This window comes from Gimesia panareensis, assembly GCF_007748155.1.
GTDB lineage: Bacteria > Planctomycetota > Planctomycetia > Planctomycetales > Planctomycetaceae > Gimesia > Gimesia panareensis.
Map to the genome: position 1 here is coordinate 3135221 of NZ_CP037421.1, position 15715 is coordinate 3150935.

General features: G+C 55.8%; 9 protein-coding genes. 7 read left to right on the plus strand and 2 right to left on the minus strand.

Features of this window, described 5'->3' with window-relative positions:
• Window positions 1-38 precede the first annotated feature (38 nt).
• From Enr10x_RS11815 to Enr10x_RS11845, 7 genes are read left to right on the plus strand one after another with little or no spacing between them, the layout of a single operon-like run.
• On the plus strand, window positions 39-845 hold the full coding sequence (locus tag Enr10x_RS11815) for a DUF4159 domain-containing protein (RefSeq protein WP_145107601.1): 807 nt from the start codon (window positions 39-41) through the stop codon (window positions 843-845).
• Between the two features lie 44 nt (window positions 846-889).
• Window positions 890-1915 (plus strand): AAA family ATPase, encoded by a 1026-nt coding sequence (locus tag Enr10x_RS11820; protein WP_197996522.1) that lies wholly within the window; start codon window positions 890-892, stop codon window positions 1913-1915.
• A gap of 11 nt (window positions 1916-1926) precedes the next feature.
• The gene (locus tag Enr10x_RS11825; protein ID WP_145107598.1) at window positions 1927-2844 is read left to right on the plus strand and encodes a DUF58 domain-containing protein; all 918 of its coding nucleotides are present in this window, start codon (window positions 1927-1929) and stop codon (window positions 2842-2844) included.
• A gap of 27 nt (window positions 2845-2871) precedes the next feature.
• Complete coding sequence (locus tag Enr10x_RS11830) at window positions 2872-4983, plus strand: BatA domain-containing protein (protein WP_145449255.1); 2112 nt, start codon at window positions 2872-2874, stop codon at window positions 4981-4983.
• A 1-nt stretch (window position 4984) separates the two neighbouring features.
• The gene (locus Enr10x_RS11835; RefSeq protein ID WP_145449257.1) at window positions 4985-8809 is read left to right on the plus strand and encodes a DUF4175 family protein; all 3825 of its coding nucleotides are present in this window, start codon (window positions 4985-4987) and stop codon (window positions 8807-8809) included.
• Window positions 8806-11145, plus strand: a complete 2340-nt coding sequence (locus tag Enr10x_RS11840; protein WP_145449260.1) for a hypothetical protein — start codon at window positions 8806-8808, stop codon at window positions 11143-11145. The genes Enr10x_RS11835 and Enr10x_RS11840 overlap by 4 nt, the downstream gene beginning before the upstream one ends.
• Window positions 11145-12200: a hypothetical protein gene (locus tag Enr10x_RS11845; RefSeq protein ID WP_145107589.1), complete on the plus strand. Its 1056-nt coding sequence runs from the start codon at window positions 11145-11147 to the stop codon at window positions 12198-12200. Before Enr10x_RS11840 ends, Enr10x_RS11845 begins: the two co-directional genes overlap by 1 nt.
• 45 nt (window positions 12201-12245) lie before the next feature.
• Here the strand turns inward: Enr10x_RS11845 and Enr10x_RS11850 are convergent, their stop codons facing one another.
• Both Enr10x_RS11850 and Enr10x_RS11855 read right to left on the minus strand, forming a co-directional pair.
• On the minus strand, window positions 12246-13085 hold the full coding sequence (locus tag Enr10x_RS11850) for a sigma-70 family RNA polymerase sigma factor (RefSeq protein WP_145107587.1): 840 nt from the start codon (window positions 13083-13085) through the stop codon (window positions 12246-12248).
• 491 nt (window positions 13086-13576) lie between these two features.
• The gene (locus Enr10x_RS11855) at window positions 13577-15397 is read right to left on the minus strand and encodes a 30S ribosomal protein S1 (RefSeq protein WP_145107585.1); all 1821 of its coding nucleotides are present in this window, start codon (window positions 15395-15397) and stop codon (window positions 13577-13579) included.
• Between the last annotated feature and the right edge of the window lie 318 nt (window positions 15398-15715).

Genomic DNA, 15715 nt, shown 5'->3' on the forward strand with positions numbered 1-15715 from the left:
TTAACATGATTTAACCAGAGGCTCAGGAGGAGCCTGCCATGAACAAGACGCTGATTTCACTGGCAGCCTTAGGCATTTCTCTGATTGTGGTCACAATCTGCATTGGACAGTACAGACCCTCAATCCCGGTTGACCGAAACGGTGTCCCCGAATGGAAGAACAACCCCGAGTTCCAGCACGATGTCTTCACCTTCGTCCGCATCCGTTATAACTCGCATCGGGGCTGGCGCCGCTGGGCGACCGATTACCCGGACAGCGATCTGAATTTCTCTTACCGGCTGCAGCAACTGACTTCCTTGAAAGTCGACCCTGAAGGCCGCATCCTCGAACTGACTGACGAGGAACTCTTCAACTACCCCTTCATCTACCTGATCGAACCCGGATCACTCGAATTTACTGAGGAAGAAGTCAACGCACTCCGTCGCTATCTGACGAATGGCGGCTTCATGATGGTTGACGATTTCTGGGGCGAAGCCGAGTGGGATAACTTTGCTTTTGAAATGAAACGCGTCTTTCCCGAACGGGAACTGGTCGACATACCTCTCGAACATCCGATTTTTCACTGTGTGTATGACCTCAAAGAAAAGCCCCAGGTCCCCAGCATTGGCGTTGCACAATGGGGACGATCCGAAGGGATTACCTGGGAACGTGAGGATGCCCGGGAGGTCCATTACCGGGGGCTGTTCGATGATGCCGGTCGCCTGATGGCGGTCGTCTGTCACAACACCGATCTGGGGGATGGCTGGGAACGGGAAGGGGAGGACAAATGGTACTTCCGCGAGTTCTCGGAAAAAAAAGCCTACCCGCTGGGAATCAATATTGTGTTTTATGCCATGACCCACTGAAGCGAGCGCCCCTGCTTTGACAGTTTTTTAACAGGAGTCGAAACGTGAATCTGAAACTTGTCTCCCCCGAAGTCAGCGACAACGACGAGCGCATTTTTGAAATGCTGCAGAACAGTCGCCAGCAGATCGATCGTGAAATCTCAAAAGCGGTCATCGGACAGAAAGAAATCATCGATCAGCTCCTGATAGCCCTGTTTGCCGGCGGACACTGTCTGATTACCGGGGCACCGGGGCTGGCCAAAACCCTGCTGGTGAATTCGCTGGCGCAGGTCTTCAAGTTGAAATCACAGCGGATCCAGTTCACGCCGGACCTGATGCCCGCCGATATCACGGGGACCGAAATCCTGGCAGGAGACTCCTCGGAATCGCGGGCGATGAAATTTGTCAAAGGCCCGGTCTTCACCAATATCCTGCTCGCCGACGAAATCAACCGCACACCTCCCAAGACTCAGGCAGCGCTGCTGGAAGCGATGCAGGAAAAACAGGTTACGGTCACCGGGATCAGATATGAACTGGAAAAGCCTTTTTTCGTCCTCGCGACCCAGAACCCGATCGAAATGGAAGGCACCTATCCGCTGCCAGAAGCTCAGCTGGACCGTTTCATGTTCAATCTGGTGATCGATTATCTCTCGGAAGACGATGAAGTGGCCGTCGTCACTCAGACCACCGCCCGGAATTCAGAACCGATCGAACCATTGTTTACAGGAAATGATATTCAGCAGTTTCATGGATTCGTGCGGGAAGTTCCCGTCGCGGAAGAGCTCGTACGCTACGCGGTTCAGCTCTGTGCCGCTTCCAGGCCGCAACAGGAAAACACGCCGGACTTTATCAACGAATGGGTCAACTGGGGGGCCGGCCTGCGGGCCGCCCAGAGCCTGATCCTGGGCGCCAAAGCCCGTGCTGTGTTGCGGGGACGCGTGCATGTCACCCTGGAAGACATCCAGGCCCTGCTGGCACCGGTCCTGCGTCACCGCGTCCTGATCAACTATCGCGCTGAAGCCGAAGGCATCACCGTCGAGCAGGTCGTGCAGCAATTGATCGATACTATTCCCGCCCCCGTAACAGGTTGAATTGAATCCGCATGAGTACCAACGCCTCTCCCCGCCGAAACCAGAGACTGATCTCACAACGGATCGATCCCGCCTGTTTAATGCGGATCAAGTCACTCGAACTGCGTGCGAAGACCGTTGTCGAAGGGACCTGGAAAGGCCTGCATCGCAGCCCGTATCACGGATTTTCCGTGGAATTCACGGAGTACCGCGAATACACGCCCGGAGACGATCCCCGGCACATCGACTGGAAACTCGCAGCCCGTTCGAACGAGCACTACATCAAACGCTTTGAGGAAGAGACCAACCTCTGCTGCCACATGTTGCTTGACCTGAGTTCGTCGATGCAGTTTCAGAGCCTGGGTTATTCCAAATCGGATTATGCCAAGACCCTGGTCGCGACGTTCGCCTATTTCCTGTCCCAGCAGCGGGATGCCAGTGGGCTGATTATTTTCGACGAACAGGTAGAGACGGTCATTCCAGCCCGCTTTACCCGCGGCCAGCTCAGACGGATCCTGGTCGAACTGGAACGCCCCCCGCAGGGTTCGCATACCAATCTGGTCTCCCCCCTGAAACATGCGGTCGAAACGATCAAAAAACGGGGACTGGTTGTGTTGATTTCCGATCTGCTGTCGCCCATTGATGAGCTGAGTACTCACCTGGGCTATCTGCGGGCCCAGGGACATGAAGTGGCGCTGTTTCAGATTCTGGACCCGTCGGAAATTCATCTTAATTTCCATGAAACCGCCATTTTTGAAGACCTGGAAACAGGAGAACAGATCGCCCTGAATCCGAAAGCGGCCCAGGAAAATTATCAGCGTCAGTTTAACGAACACCAGGCAGCGATTGAGTCGCTCTGTAGAAAACAGGGAGTGCATTACCACCAATTAACCACGGATACGCCTCTGGAGATGGGGCTTTCCGAATTTCTGACGGATCGCGCTGCATGACAGCGGTTTAACAACAGAGGACCCGAGTTGAGCTTTTTAACCCCACTCTATTTATTTGGAATCATCGCGGTCGGCCTGCCGATCCTGCTGCACCTGGTCCGCCACCAGCCAAAAAACGTGTTCCATTTCAGCTCACTCCGCTTTCTGGAACACAAGCCGCCGCAAACCAACCGCAAGAACAAAATCGAACACTGGCTGCTGCTCTCGCTGCGAGCCCTGGCCGTCATTCTGCTGGTTGCCGCCTTTGCCCGTCCCTTCTTCAAGAACAGGGACCTGGAACTCACAACCACGCAGCCCCCCAATCAGACCATTCTCCTGATCGACACCAGCGCCAGCATGCAGCGGCAACCACTGTGGGAACAGGCTTTGACCAAAGCGAATGAAATCGCCCGTCAGACCACTCCTGAAGAAGTCGCCATTTACACTTTTGATACCCGGCTGAAAGCCATTAAACCACTGCGTCAGGCGAAGGGAGCACGTGTATCCGGTTCCCTCGAACGCAATCAGAGCCTGCTGGCCGATCTCTCTCCCGGCTGGCAAGCCACCGATCTGGGCGCGGCACTGACAGAACTCGCCTCGCTGCTGCAGGAACAGGCGGTCTCCGATCCGACGGGCAGCCTGCTCCGCAACACGACCATTGAACTGATCACCGATTTCCAGGCAGGATCCCGGACCGCAGCGCTCTCGCAGTTTTCCTGGCCCGAGGAACTACGGGTGCAATTGCATGAATTGAAGTCGGAACAGCCCGGAAACGCCGGTCTGCAGTTACTCACCCTGGATGCGGAATCTCAGCCCACCGTGCGCATCGTGAACGCCGCCGACTCCGAACAGGAACAGTTCACGCTCGCTTACGAATCCCTGCCGGGCCAGACCGAAGAGAGTCAACAGGTCTATGTGCCCCGAGGTCAGTCCCGCGTCATCCGTCTGGCTGCACTGGACCAGGCAGCCCCCGTTCCTCAGATTGTCCTCAGCGGTGATCAGCAGGAGTTCGACAACCGTCTGTTTCTCCAGCCCCCCACCCGGGCGAGTCTGACTGTTGTGCATTACGGAACGCCGGCAGACAATTCGATTGAATCTGCGAACTACTTCGCTCGACGAGCCTTCCCCAGCACCCGTCAGCGAGAAATTGATTTTCAGACCATCGGCCCCGATTCTCCACCGCTGCTGCTCTCAGCCACTGACATCCACCTGATGCTCATCAGCCGTCAGCTGGCACCGGATGAGACAGCGCAGGTCCAGCGCTACCTGGAGCAGGGGGGAGTCGTCCTCTTTACCCTGCACGATGACACGACCACCGAATCCTTAAATCAACTGGTAACACCAGCGGAAAACGCATCTCAAAGGATTAAAACCGGCACGCCGGAAATCAACGGCTACGCCTTACTGACGGATATCAACTTCGAGCACCCGCTGTTCCAGATCTTTCAGGCTCCGGAATTTTCCGACTTCACGCGGCTGAAATTCTGGAACTATCGCTCCCTCAAACTGCCGGAACAGATTCCGCACCAGGTGCTGGCCCGCTTCGATCACCAGTCTCCTGCGATCCTGGAACTGAAACGGGAAACAGGCACACTGCTCGTGATGACCTTTGGCTGGACACCCCAGGAGAGCCAGTTTGCCTTGTCGACGAAGTTCGTTCCGATGTTGAATGCCATCCTCGCCCTGAATGACCGGGCACTGGATGCCCCCGCCCAGTTCACGATCGGCCAGAAAGTCAAACTGACCGCAGCAGAGCAAACCCGCCAGATCAGGACGCCCAATCGTTCGGTGATTCAACTGGCTTCCGGCCAGCAGGAGTTTGCCGAAACCATTCAACCGGGCCTGTATCAGGTACAGAGCGAGAGCAAGCCTGCCCCCGGCAGACAGTTTGCCGTCAATCTGGACATCAATGAAAGTCAGACCGAACCTCTGGCGCAGGAAAAACTGGAAGCGCTGGGAGTGCGTTTCACCGATGCCAGTGCATCGACCACCGATAAAACTTCTCCCGCAGACCTGCACCGTCAGGCACAGCTGCGGGAACTGGAACAGAAACAGCAGCTCTGGCGCTGGCTGATCATCGTGGCTCTCGCGCTGTTGGGCCTGGAAACCGTGCTGGCAAAATGGATGGCCGGCAAATCTTCTGCGACAGGAAAGGCATAACATGGGCCTGCCCGAATTACTACAACAACTCAATCAGGTCATCTTTCGACAGCAGCTCAGCCTGAAGCTCAAACGCCTGACGCTGCTCTGGCTCGTCGCAGGCTGTCTGACACTGCTGACGGTCTTGCTCTTACCACCGGTTACTACGCCGACAGAACAAGCTGCTTTACTGGGTATTTTATTGGGGCTCCCGTTCTGCATCGCCGTCGCCATGCTCGTGTATCGTCAGCGGAATCGCTATTCCCCCGCCGGTCGTCATGCGATCGCCACGCTGATCGAACAGACCTACCCGGACCTGGATACCAGCCTGCTGGCGACCCTGGAACTGGAAAAACGGAATCCGACGGAAAGTTTCACCTTTCTGCAGAAGCGTCTGATCGCGCAGGTGATCTCACATGGAACCCGCAACGACTGGCGTCAGAGTATTTCCAACCGCAGGCTGATTCTGCAAAACAGCACCCACCTGATCTGCTTTGCCGCCTGGCTGCTGTGCTGCCTCAGCTGCTGGACGCTGCTTCAGGCCGCCCCCTCGCCCGTGCAGGCACCAGCGGTTGTAGCTGAAACAAAACAACCGGGATTTGAAGTTGAAATCCAGCCCGGCTCTACGGAAGTGGAACTGGGGCATCCGTTGCTGGTCACCGCCCGCTTCATCGGGAAGGTGCCTGATACGGCCACGCTCCGTTTTACCACCGCTGGTGGAACGTCGACCGAACTCCCGCTGGTGAAACAGCTGGATGATCCGATTTTTGCCGTGCGCCTCCCCTCAGTCACCGAAGATCTGACTTATCGCATTCAGGCCGCCGACTGGGAGTCCGAAGTTTCAAAGGTCAAAGTCTATGTGCTGCCGGAACTGGTTCAGCTGGACAGCGTCGTCACGGCTCCGGCGTACACCGGGCAACCGGAACAGAAGAATGAAGACAGCCTGACACTGAGTGCGATCACGGGTTCGACAATTCAGTTTCATGCCCGCTTCAACAAACCGGTCGCCCGGGCCGAGTTCAAAACGGACGATGGTCAAGCGTTGCCGCTGGTCCTTGACTCAGAGGGACTGTCTGCCCGGTTGTCCCTCCAGGCAGAGCAGGATCAGACCTGGAGCCTCCAGTTGACGGACCGTGACGGACGCCACAACCGGACGCCCCCCTATATCGACCTGGCCGTGATCCCCAATCTACCGCCGGAAATCAAAGTCACATTCCCGGCACGCGACACCCGCGTCTCCCCGCTGGAAGAAGCCCTGGTCCAGGGGACCGTGGTCGACGACTTCGGCCTGCAGCAGGTCGGACTGGTCTATGCCATCCCCGGACAGGAGCCGCAGACCGTGGTTCTCCGCGATTCCCAAAAACCGGCTGTTGAATTTACCGCCGAACATCTGCTCTCCCTGGAGCGGCTGCATGTCCAGCCGGATACGCTCATCTCCTATTACCTGTTTGCCGAGGACCTGGCTGCGGAAGGCCGTACCCGCAAGGTGCTCAGCGACATGTATTTCATGGAAGTCCGTCACTTCGAAGAGATCTTCCGGGAGGGTCGTTCGCCGGGCGGTGGCTCAAAATCGGGAAAGAGTGGCGGCAATGCGCAGCAGGCCGAGAAGCTGGCAGAACAACAGAAACAGATCATCAACGCGACCTGGAAAGTCATCCGCCGCGAAATCCAACCGACGGTCTCTGAACAATTCGACCCGGACCTGGAAACGCTCGCGCAGGCGCAACAGTCACTGGTGGCAGCCTTGCTGAAGCTGTCCGAGAAGATCAAATCACAGAAGTCAAAAGCCCTGATCGATACGATTTCTCAAAAGATGCAGGAAGTGGTCGTCCAGTTGAACTCAGCCCGGGAAGCCAAAACGGTGACCACCTTGACAACGGCTCTCGCAGCAGAGCAGGCCAGCTATCAGCTGCTGCTCAAGCTCCGCGCCCGTGAGCATGAAGTTTCGAAGAACAAGAACGGCGGAGGCAGCAAAGGGGGCGGCAGCAACCGCTCACAGAATCAGCTGCAGCAACTGGAGCTGACCAACAAGAAACAGCGTTATGAAACAGAGAACCAGGCTTCTCAATCCGCGGCAGCCCAACCGGATCGGGAAACACTGCAGATCCTGAATCGCCTGCGGGAACTGGCTGAACGACAGAAAGATCTCAATGAGCAACTCAAGGAACTGGCCAGCAAACAGCGGTTTGCCAAAACGGACGAGGAACGGGAAGAGATCGAGCGGCAGCTCAAACGCCTGCGGGATCGACAGCGGGAACTGCTGCGTCAGGCGGATGAAGTGGCCCAGCGGATGGACCAGGCCAAACAACCCGATTCTGCAAAATCCCGTCGCGAACTCGAACAGACCCGACAACATCTGCAACAGAGCGCCCAGTCATTAAAAGAAGGGCAGGTCTCACGGGCGTTGAACTCCGGCACGCGGGCTCAGCAGAAACTGAATCAGTTGAAAAACGATTTCCGCAAAAAATCGGCCAACCAGTTCGCCGATGCAATGCGTTCCCTGAATCAGCAGGCTGAGCAACTCGACAAGCAGCAGAAAGCACTCAACCAGGCCCTGAACGGGGAGCAGAAACCCGAGCCGGGAGCCCGGCGTTCCCTGCGGAAAAAAAGGGGCAATCAGGAGCTGGCTGAACAGCTGCAACAGCAGGAAGAACGGTTGAAAAACCTGATGGAGCAGATGAAGCAGATCGTGCAGGAATCCGAAAAGTCGGAGCCGCTGCTCTCCAAGCACCTGTATGATGCCATTCGCAAAACGCGACCGTTTCGTCCTGAAGATGCGCTGAAAGATGCTGCCAGTTTCCTTAAAGAGGGAGACGACAGCCGCGCCCGCGCAGCGGAAGCGCAGGCCTCCCGCGGAATCGAAACCATGAAACAGGGTATCCAGGTCGCGGCAGAAAGCGTCCTGGGCAACGACCTGGAATCACTCAAACGGGCCCGCCAGGCACTCAAATCACTGACTTCCGAAATGAAACAGGAAGAGCAGCTGGCGAGTAACTCCACGGGACAGCAGGCACCGCGCGGTTCCTCAGGCAAGCCCGGGGAACAGGGTCCACAACAGGCTGATCCGAAATCAAACTCGAAACAGGCACAGGGCCCCGGGAAACCAGGTCAGCCCCAGTCAGGTCAGCCCAAACAGGGACAGCCACAGCAGGGACAAAGTAATCAGAAACAAAACGGACAGAACCCGTCACAATCGGGGAAGGGGCAATCGAAATCAGGCCCTTCAAAATCAGGTCCGTCACAGGGAGGTCAATCGAAACAGGGCCAACCGGGCCAGGGTCAACCTGGAGGTGGCAAACCCGGCTCTTCGGGGCAGCCTTCCCCACAGGAAAGCCCGCAGGTTCAGCTGACCTCCGCCCAGGCCGGACAAGGTCAGGGATCACAGTCCGGCTCTCCCAATTCGAGTCCACAACGATCGTCCGCCCCCCGATCGCTTAAAGGGCAGCGCGGTCAATCTCAGGGGGGTCCTGGCGGCAGCCAGGGGGGTGGCCCTGGAAGTCCCAATCCCGGTCCTTTGACGGGGAACCAGTTCCGCGAATGGTCGGATCGCATGCGGGACGTGGAAGAAATGGTGGGCGATCCGGAACTACGCAGTCGAGTCGCTCAAATACGCGAACGCGCACAGAGCATGCGTGCAGAGTTTAAACGTCATTCCAAAGTACCAGAGGGAGACCTTATCCATGCACAAATCCTGGAACCGCTGGCTGAACTTCAAGCAATTCTCTCAAACGAAATCAGTAAACGAGGTGCGCAAACGTCGCTGGCACCGATTGACCGCGATCCGGTACCGGAAAAATACTCTGACCTGGTACGACGCTATTATGAAGAACTAGGGAACGGAAAATGATCTGTCTCGCTGAAATACAATTCGGTGCGCCCGGCTGGAGCTTCTGCATGCTGGCGGCGATGGTTGGTGGACTGGTGCTGCTGGTTTATGCCTACCGGTCACTGACACTCAAACGCTCGCTCTCCGGAGCAGCAGCGACACTCAAACTGCTGGCGATCGCTATCCTCTCCATCGCCCTGACCGAGCCGTTGTGGAGTGGCGTACGGATGACACCAGGCACCAATCTGTTTGCGGTCCTGGTCGACGACAGCCAGAGCCTGCAGATTAAGGATCCAAAGTCCAAAAAACCGCGCAGCGACCAACTGCAGCAGCTGCTGACGGCGACAGACAAACAACAGAAAGACGCACAACCCGGCTGGATGATCGATCTGGAACAGAACTTTTCCGTGCGCAAGTACTCGCTCGACTCGCACGCGCATGCCCGGTCCGATCTGGCACATCTGGAATTTACGGGAACGTCTTCCCACCTGGTCACCAGTCTGAACGAACTCAATCAGCGTTTTCAGAAACTGCCGCTCGCGGGAATCCTAGTACTGACCGATGGAATTTCCGCGGATGAGGTCAGCCAGCTGGAAACCAGCGTTCCCATTTATCCGGTTCCCATCGGGCAGGCAGCGCCTGCGACCGACCTGGCGATCACGAACACCTCGGTCAGCTATTCCCCCTTTGAGGATGCTCCCATTCGCATTCTCGCCGATCTCTCCGCGACACAATGCCAGCAGAAGCAGATTACCGCACAACTCATCGCCCCGGCAGGTGAGGTCGTAGAAACCATCACCCGTGAAGTCAGCCAGCCTGAGCAGCAGTTCCAGCTGCGTTTCCAGGTCAAACCGGAAGAGACTGGAATTGCCTTTTACCAGATCAAAACCAGCGTCAACGTTCCCGAGGGGAGCGAATTGACCCTGGCCAACAACAGGCGGACTTTGAAAGTCGATCGGGGACGCAAGGCACATCGGGTCCTGTATGTTTCCGGTCGCCCGAACTGGGAATTCAAGTTTCTGCGCCGCGCGATTCAGGAAGACGAACACATTCAACTGGTGGGCCTGATTCGTATCGCTCGAAAAGAGACGAAGTTCGATTTCCGCAGCCGGGACGGGGAAGAGGGAAACGCCCTGTATCGCGGCTTTGACGAACACAATGAAAAGGACCTGGAACGCTACGATCAACCGGTGTTTGTCCGCATCAACACCCAGTCGCCCGACGAACTCAAAGACGGATTTCCCAAAACCGAAGCAGAGCTGTTTCAATATGAAACGGTGATTATCGATGACCTGGAAGCCGCCTTCTTCTCTCACGACCAGATCGAACTGTTAACGCGTTTTGTTTCAGAGCGGGGCGGGGGACTGGTGATGCTCGGCGGACAGGAATCATTTCAACAGGGGGGCTACGACAAAACGGACTTTCAGCGACTGCTCCCGGTTTACTTTTCACACAGTTCCGAACCGAAACTGGCAACCGACGTTCAGTTTGAGTTAACCCGCGACGGCTGGCTGCAACCCTGGTTGCGTCATCACAAACAGGAACAGGACGAACAGAAACGGCTGGCTGAGATGCCTGCGTTTAAGACCATCAACCGGGTGGACTCCACCAAACCCGGGGCGATCCTGGCTGCGGAAGCCAAAAGTTCCCCCCGTTCTGCGGTGCCCGCGATCGCCTCACAGCGTTACGGACTGGGACGCGTCACCGCAATCACAATCGGTGATCTGTGGCGCTGGCGACTGAAAGAAGATTCCCAGGATCCGCAGCTCTATAAAGCCTGGCGGCAGATGCTCCGCTGGATGACCACCGATGTGCTGGAGCCGGTGACGCTGCAGGTGGCTGAAGCGGAAGCTGGCCAGTCCGGTACGAAAATCAAAGTTCTGGTCCGTGATCCCGAATTTCAGAAACGGAGTGATTACCAGGTCACCCTGAAAATCAAAACTCCGGAACAGGAAACCATTGAACTGGTCGCCGACCCGGTGGCCGATCAACCGGGTGAATACCAGGCCTTGTATCTCCCCGGCAAATCGGGAGGTTATACCGTTGCCGCTACTGTGACAGCACCGGACCGGAAAACCAAAACGATTTCTAGTGGCTGGGTGCATGCTCCGGAGAGCAGGGAATTTCGTTCGGTCCAACCCGACCTGGCCCTGCTGGAACAGCTCGCAAAAGACTCTCAGGGAGAAATCGTCCCGGCAGCCCGCCTGCAGCAGTTTGTGAATTCGCTGGATCAACGCGATTTGCCCGTTATGGAAGAATCGGTAACGCCCCTCTGGCATCATCCCTGGGTATTGGTGCTGGTCCTGGGATGCCTGTTCGGAGAATGGTCACTCAGACGCTGGAAAGGATTACCCTGATGCGAATCTCAACCATGATCTTCATCCTGACCGCGTGCCTGGGTTGCCTGTGGAGTGCGGGAAACACTCTCCCGGCTGCAGAAGCATCTGAAAAATCGGAACGCTTTGTACTGGTCATCGGTGCCGAAGGTACTGAGGAGTATGCCACTCAATTTGGTGCCTGGGCGGAACGCTGGAAACAGCTGGCGGAAGGCAAACAGGCGAAGCTCACCGTCATCGGGGAGACGATCGACGCCCGTCATTCGGACCAGGAACTGGTGGAACGGGAACTGCTTCGCAATCCCGATGCCTATAGTGCCACGTGGCTGATCCTGATCGGGCATGGCACCTTTGACGGGAAAGCGGCCCGTTTCAATCTGCGGGGCCCGGATCTGACCGCAGAACAGCTCCAGGTCTGTTGTGACCGGATTTCACATCCCCTGGCGGTACTCAACTGCTTCTCAGCCAGCGGTCCCTTCGTGCAGTCCCTGTCGGGGAACAACCGCGTGATCATCTCCGCGACGAAGAACGGCTACGAATTCTACTTCTCCCATTTCGGAAATTTTCTCTCTGAAGCGGCTTCCGATGCGGAAGCGGACCTGGATCATGATGGTCAGGTCTCGCTGCTGGAGGCCTATCTGGCGGCCTGTCGTCAGACGGAAGCGTATTACCTGGAACAGGGGCAACTGGCGACAGAACACGCCCTGCTCGACGATAACGGCGACCAGCGGGGCTCGCGGGCGGACCAGTTCCAGGGGCTGAATCATCTTCCGGAACCGGGAACAACCACGAGTCTGCCGGACGGCCATCGGGCTCACCAGTTTGCTGTCTGTGCCTTGCGTCCGGTTCCCCGGATTTCCGGCGCACACAAACTACAGCGAGATGACCTCGAGATCAAAATCCTGGAACTCAAGCAGCGGAAGGCGGAATTTGAAAACGAGGATGACTACTATCGTCAGTTGGAGCCGTTGATGATTCAACTGGCTCAGATTTATCATCGGGCAGAACACCGCAACAGGCCCACGATCCATGATCCGCTGGTCGTACCCGTCAAAGCAGAACAGACCGGCGATTAACCGGTCTGTTGCTGAAGATGATTCTGTTTTGACAGGGCAGGGCGTTTATTCGCCACTGATCTCCTTGGCCAGCTTCTTGAGTGCTTCACTCTCGATCTGACGGACCCGCTCGCGCGTGAGTCCGAGCGCCTGGCCGATCTCTTTGAGTGTCTTGGGTTCTTCGCCGTCCAGCCCGAAACGCATCCGCAGGATATTGGCTTCGCGATCCGGAATTTCTTTCAGCAGCCGGTAGACGTGCTTGAGATTGTCATTTTCGACCAGCTCGTCATCGGGACCTTTCAGACGGTCATCGGGAATCATTTCTCCCAGTGACCAGCCGGCGTCCTGCTGTTCGGACTGTGGTGAAGAGTTGTAAAGCTGAATGGCTTTCTTGACGATTTTCAGTTTCTTGGGAGGCAGGTCCAGTTCGCGGGCGACTTCTTCCGTCGTCGGAGTCCGGTCCAGCGTATCCTGGAGCTGTGCGGTCGCACGACGCCACTTGGTCAGCAGTTCGACCATATAGGCGGGGATGCGAATCGTCTTCGCAGAATTGACCAGGGCCCGTTTGATGGACTGTTTAATCCAATAGCTGGCATAGGTGCTGAAGCGGGTTCCCATATCGGGATCGAAACCTTCGACCGCCCGCAGGAGCCCCAGGTTGCCCTCTTCGATCAGGTCCTGAAGGGGGAGCCCTTTACCGGAGTAGGCACGGGCAATGTTAACCACCAGTCGCAGATTCGCACGGACCATGCGGTCGCGTGCTTCTTTATCACCATGTTCAATGCGATTCGACAGCTCTCGCTCTTCTTCTGCAGAGAGCAGGGCGGTTTCATTGATTTCTTTGAGATATGTTTCTAATGGGTTCTGTACGGCTGAAGAGGAACGCCGTCGAGCAGTTTTCTGCATGGAAAACCTGTAATCTGTTTCTGGTGACAAATGGAAAGACCGTTTGAAGTCCATGGTTTTCCATTCGATTTGCAACCGTTCGCGGGAACTCGTTTCCTCTCGACACGATAATTCAATCACGGGCAGTCGGTTAGAATTACCAACACCCTGTAGAATTTGTATCGGCAGAAATCGACGCTTTTCTGAACTCGGTCTGGAAAAGCGGCCCTGTAAATCAAGGATCTACGGAAGCTGTACCGGTTGTAGCGGCTGGGCAGGATTAGCGAGCTAAAATACAGCTGTCACTGTACTTTTCCACAAAAAGAACGCTCCGATCTTGCATCAATCAGGCTTGATTTGTGCAGGAGTGGCAGGGCTCCTGAATCGACACGCCCCCCCGCGGTGCCACAAGCAAATCGAGTGGGTGCGTAAAAAAAGCGGCGATCAAGACTGACCGCCGCTCTGTCTCTTTCTGTCACTGACAGTTCCTGACTGAAAGTGACTGGTGCTGATTACTCTTCGCTCGAATCGGAATCGTTCGAAGCAGCTTCGGCACTCTCTGAAGGCATGGTAAACAGAGGAGCGTCGCCACCGGTTCCGCCCATCAGTTCCTTGCGGGGAGTTGCAGGAGCTTCTCCGCCTTCGCCTGCTTCTGCTTCTTCTTCGATTGGCTCTTCGAGTTTACGGCTCAGGCCGATTTTACGGTCTTCCGTATCGACTCGCAGAATCTTGACGTCCAGAGTTTCGCCGACCTTGACGATATCTTCCGGATTTTCGACCTTGTGGTCGGCCAGCTCAGAAATGTGCAGCAGACCTTCCAGTTCGTCTTCCAGTTCTACGAAGACACCAAAGTTGGTAATCTTGGTGACCACACCCTGTACGATCGCACCGGGCTGGTATTTCTGAGGAATGTCGGTTTCCCAGGGATCCGAAGAGAGCTGCTTCAGGCCCAGGGCGATCCGCTTGCGTTCTTCGTCAACCGAGATGACCAGACACTCGATTTCATCGCCTTTCTTCATGACTTCGCTGGCGTGTGAAATCTTACGGGTCCAGGACATATCGCTCACGTGCAACAGACCGTCGACACCTTCTTCCAGTTCGATGAAGGCACCGTAGTTGGTAAGGTTGCGAACGGTCCCTTTGACCCGGGCCCCTTCGGGGTATTTCTTGGTGACTTCGTCCCAGGGATTGGACTGAGTCTGTTTCATACCCAGTGAGATTTCCTGCTTGTCTTTGTTGACGCCCAGGACAACGACTTCGACTTCGTCGCCGATGTTGACCAGTTCGCTGGGGTGATTGATACGTTTGGTCCAGGACATTTCACTGATGTGGACCAGACCTTCAATACCATCTTCCAGCTTGACGAAGGCACCGTAGGACATGACGTTGACCACAGTCCCGGTAACCTTGGTTCCCACAGGGTACTTGGATTCGACCAGTTCCCAGGGGCTGGGGGTTTTCTGCTTGAGGCCCAGAGCGATCTTTTCTTTTTCGCGATCGACGCTCAGGATCATGACTTCGATTTCGTCGTCAATCTTGACGATCTCAGTCGGATGATTGATCCGGCCCCAGCTCATGTCGGTAATGTGCAGCAGGCCGTCGATACCGCCCAGGTCGACGAAGGCACCGAAGTCGGCGATGTTCTTGACAACCCCTTTGACGATCTGACCTTCTTCGATCTTGCTGAGCAGATCCTGTTTGAGCTTTTCGCGTTTTTCTTCGATAAGCTTACGACGTGAGACCACGATGTTGCGACGGGCTTCGTCGATTTTGAGGATCACACACTCGATTGTGCGGCCAATGTAGTTAGCAATATCAGAGGGACGACGGATATCGACCTGACTGGCGGGCAGGAAGACGTTCACGCCGATGTTGATCAGCAGACCACCTTTGATCTTGCGGACCACGGTACCGGAAACCACATCGCCTTCGGCGTGGGTCGCGATGACCTTTTCCCATTCACGAATCCGATCCGCTTTCCGTTTGGAGAGCATCGTCAGGCCGAATTCATCTTCGACCTCTTCGAGCAGGACCTGTACTTTATCGCCAGCCTTGGGAGGCTCTTCTTCTTCTGACCATTCGTCGATGTGGACGACGCCTTCGCTCTTGAATCCGATGTCGACGAGAACCTCTTCACCGTCAACACTCAGTACGACTCCGTCGATGATCTGATTGACGTCATAGGCACAGGAGACAGATGCATATACGTCATCCAGTACCCAGTCATTTTCTTCTTCTTCACCAGCCTCAACTTCGGGCATAACCTCTGCAAACGCTGCATCCAGGTCTTCGTCCGAAACACCAAACTCTCGAATTAAGTTACGATCAACCATACTAAAAAAAATCCAAATACGCTTTCGATTTCGAAATTCATATTACAACTGGAAGCCATAAGTGATTTTGGATGTCAGCGGAAACAGAGCGGAGCTCGTTTCGCTGGCTTAAAAGCGTCTCTTTGCTGACTGGGGGCATCGAGCAGTGATTGATGCCGGGGCCTGAAACAGGACTGTCAACTTGCCTTCAAACCGGAACTGACTATCGAAAAAAAAAGCGAAGAGATCAGAGAATCTCCCGCAACGTTCCAGCAAATACCAATTTCTCCAAAACCATCTGTCTGACTCTATGGACAATGCCCAACGCATTGATCAACA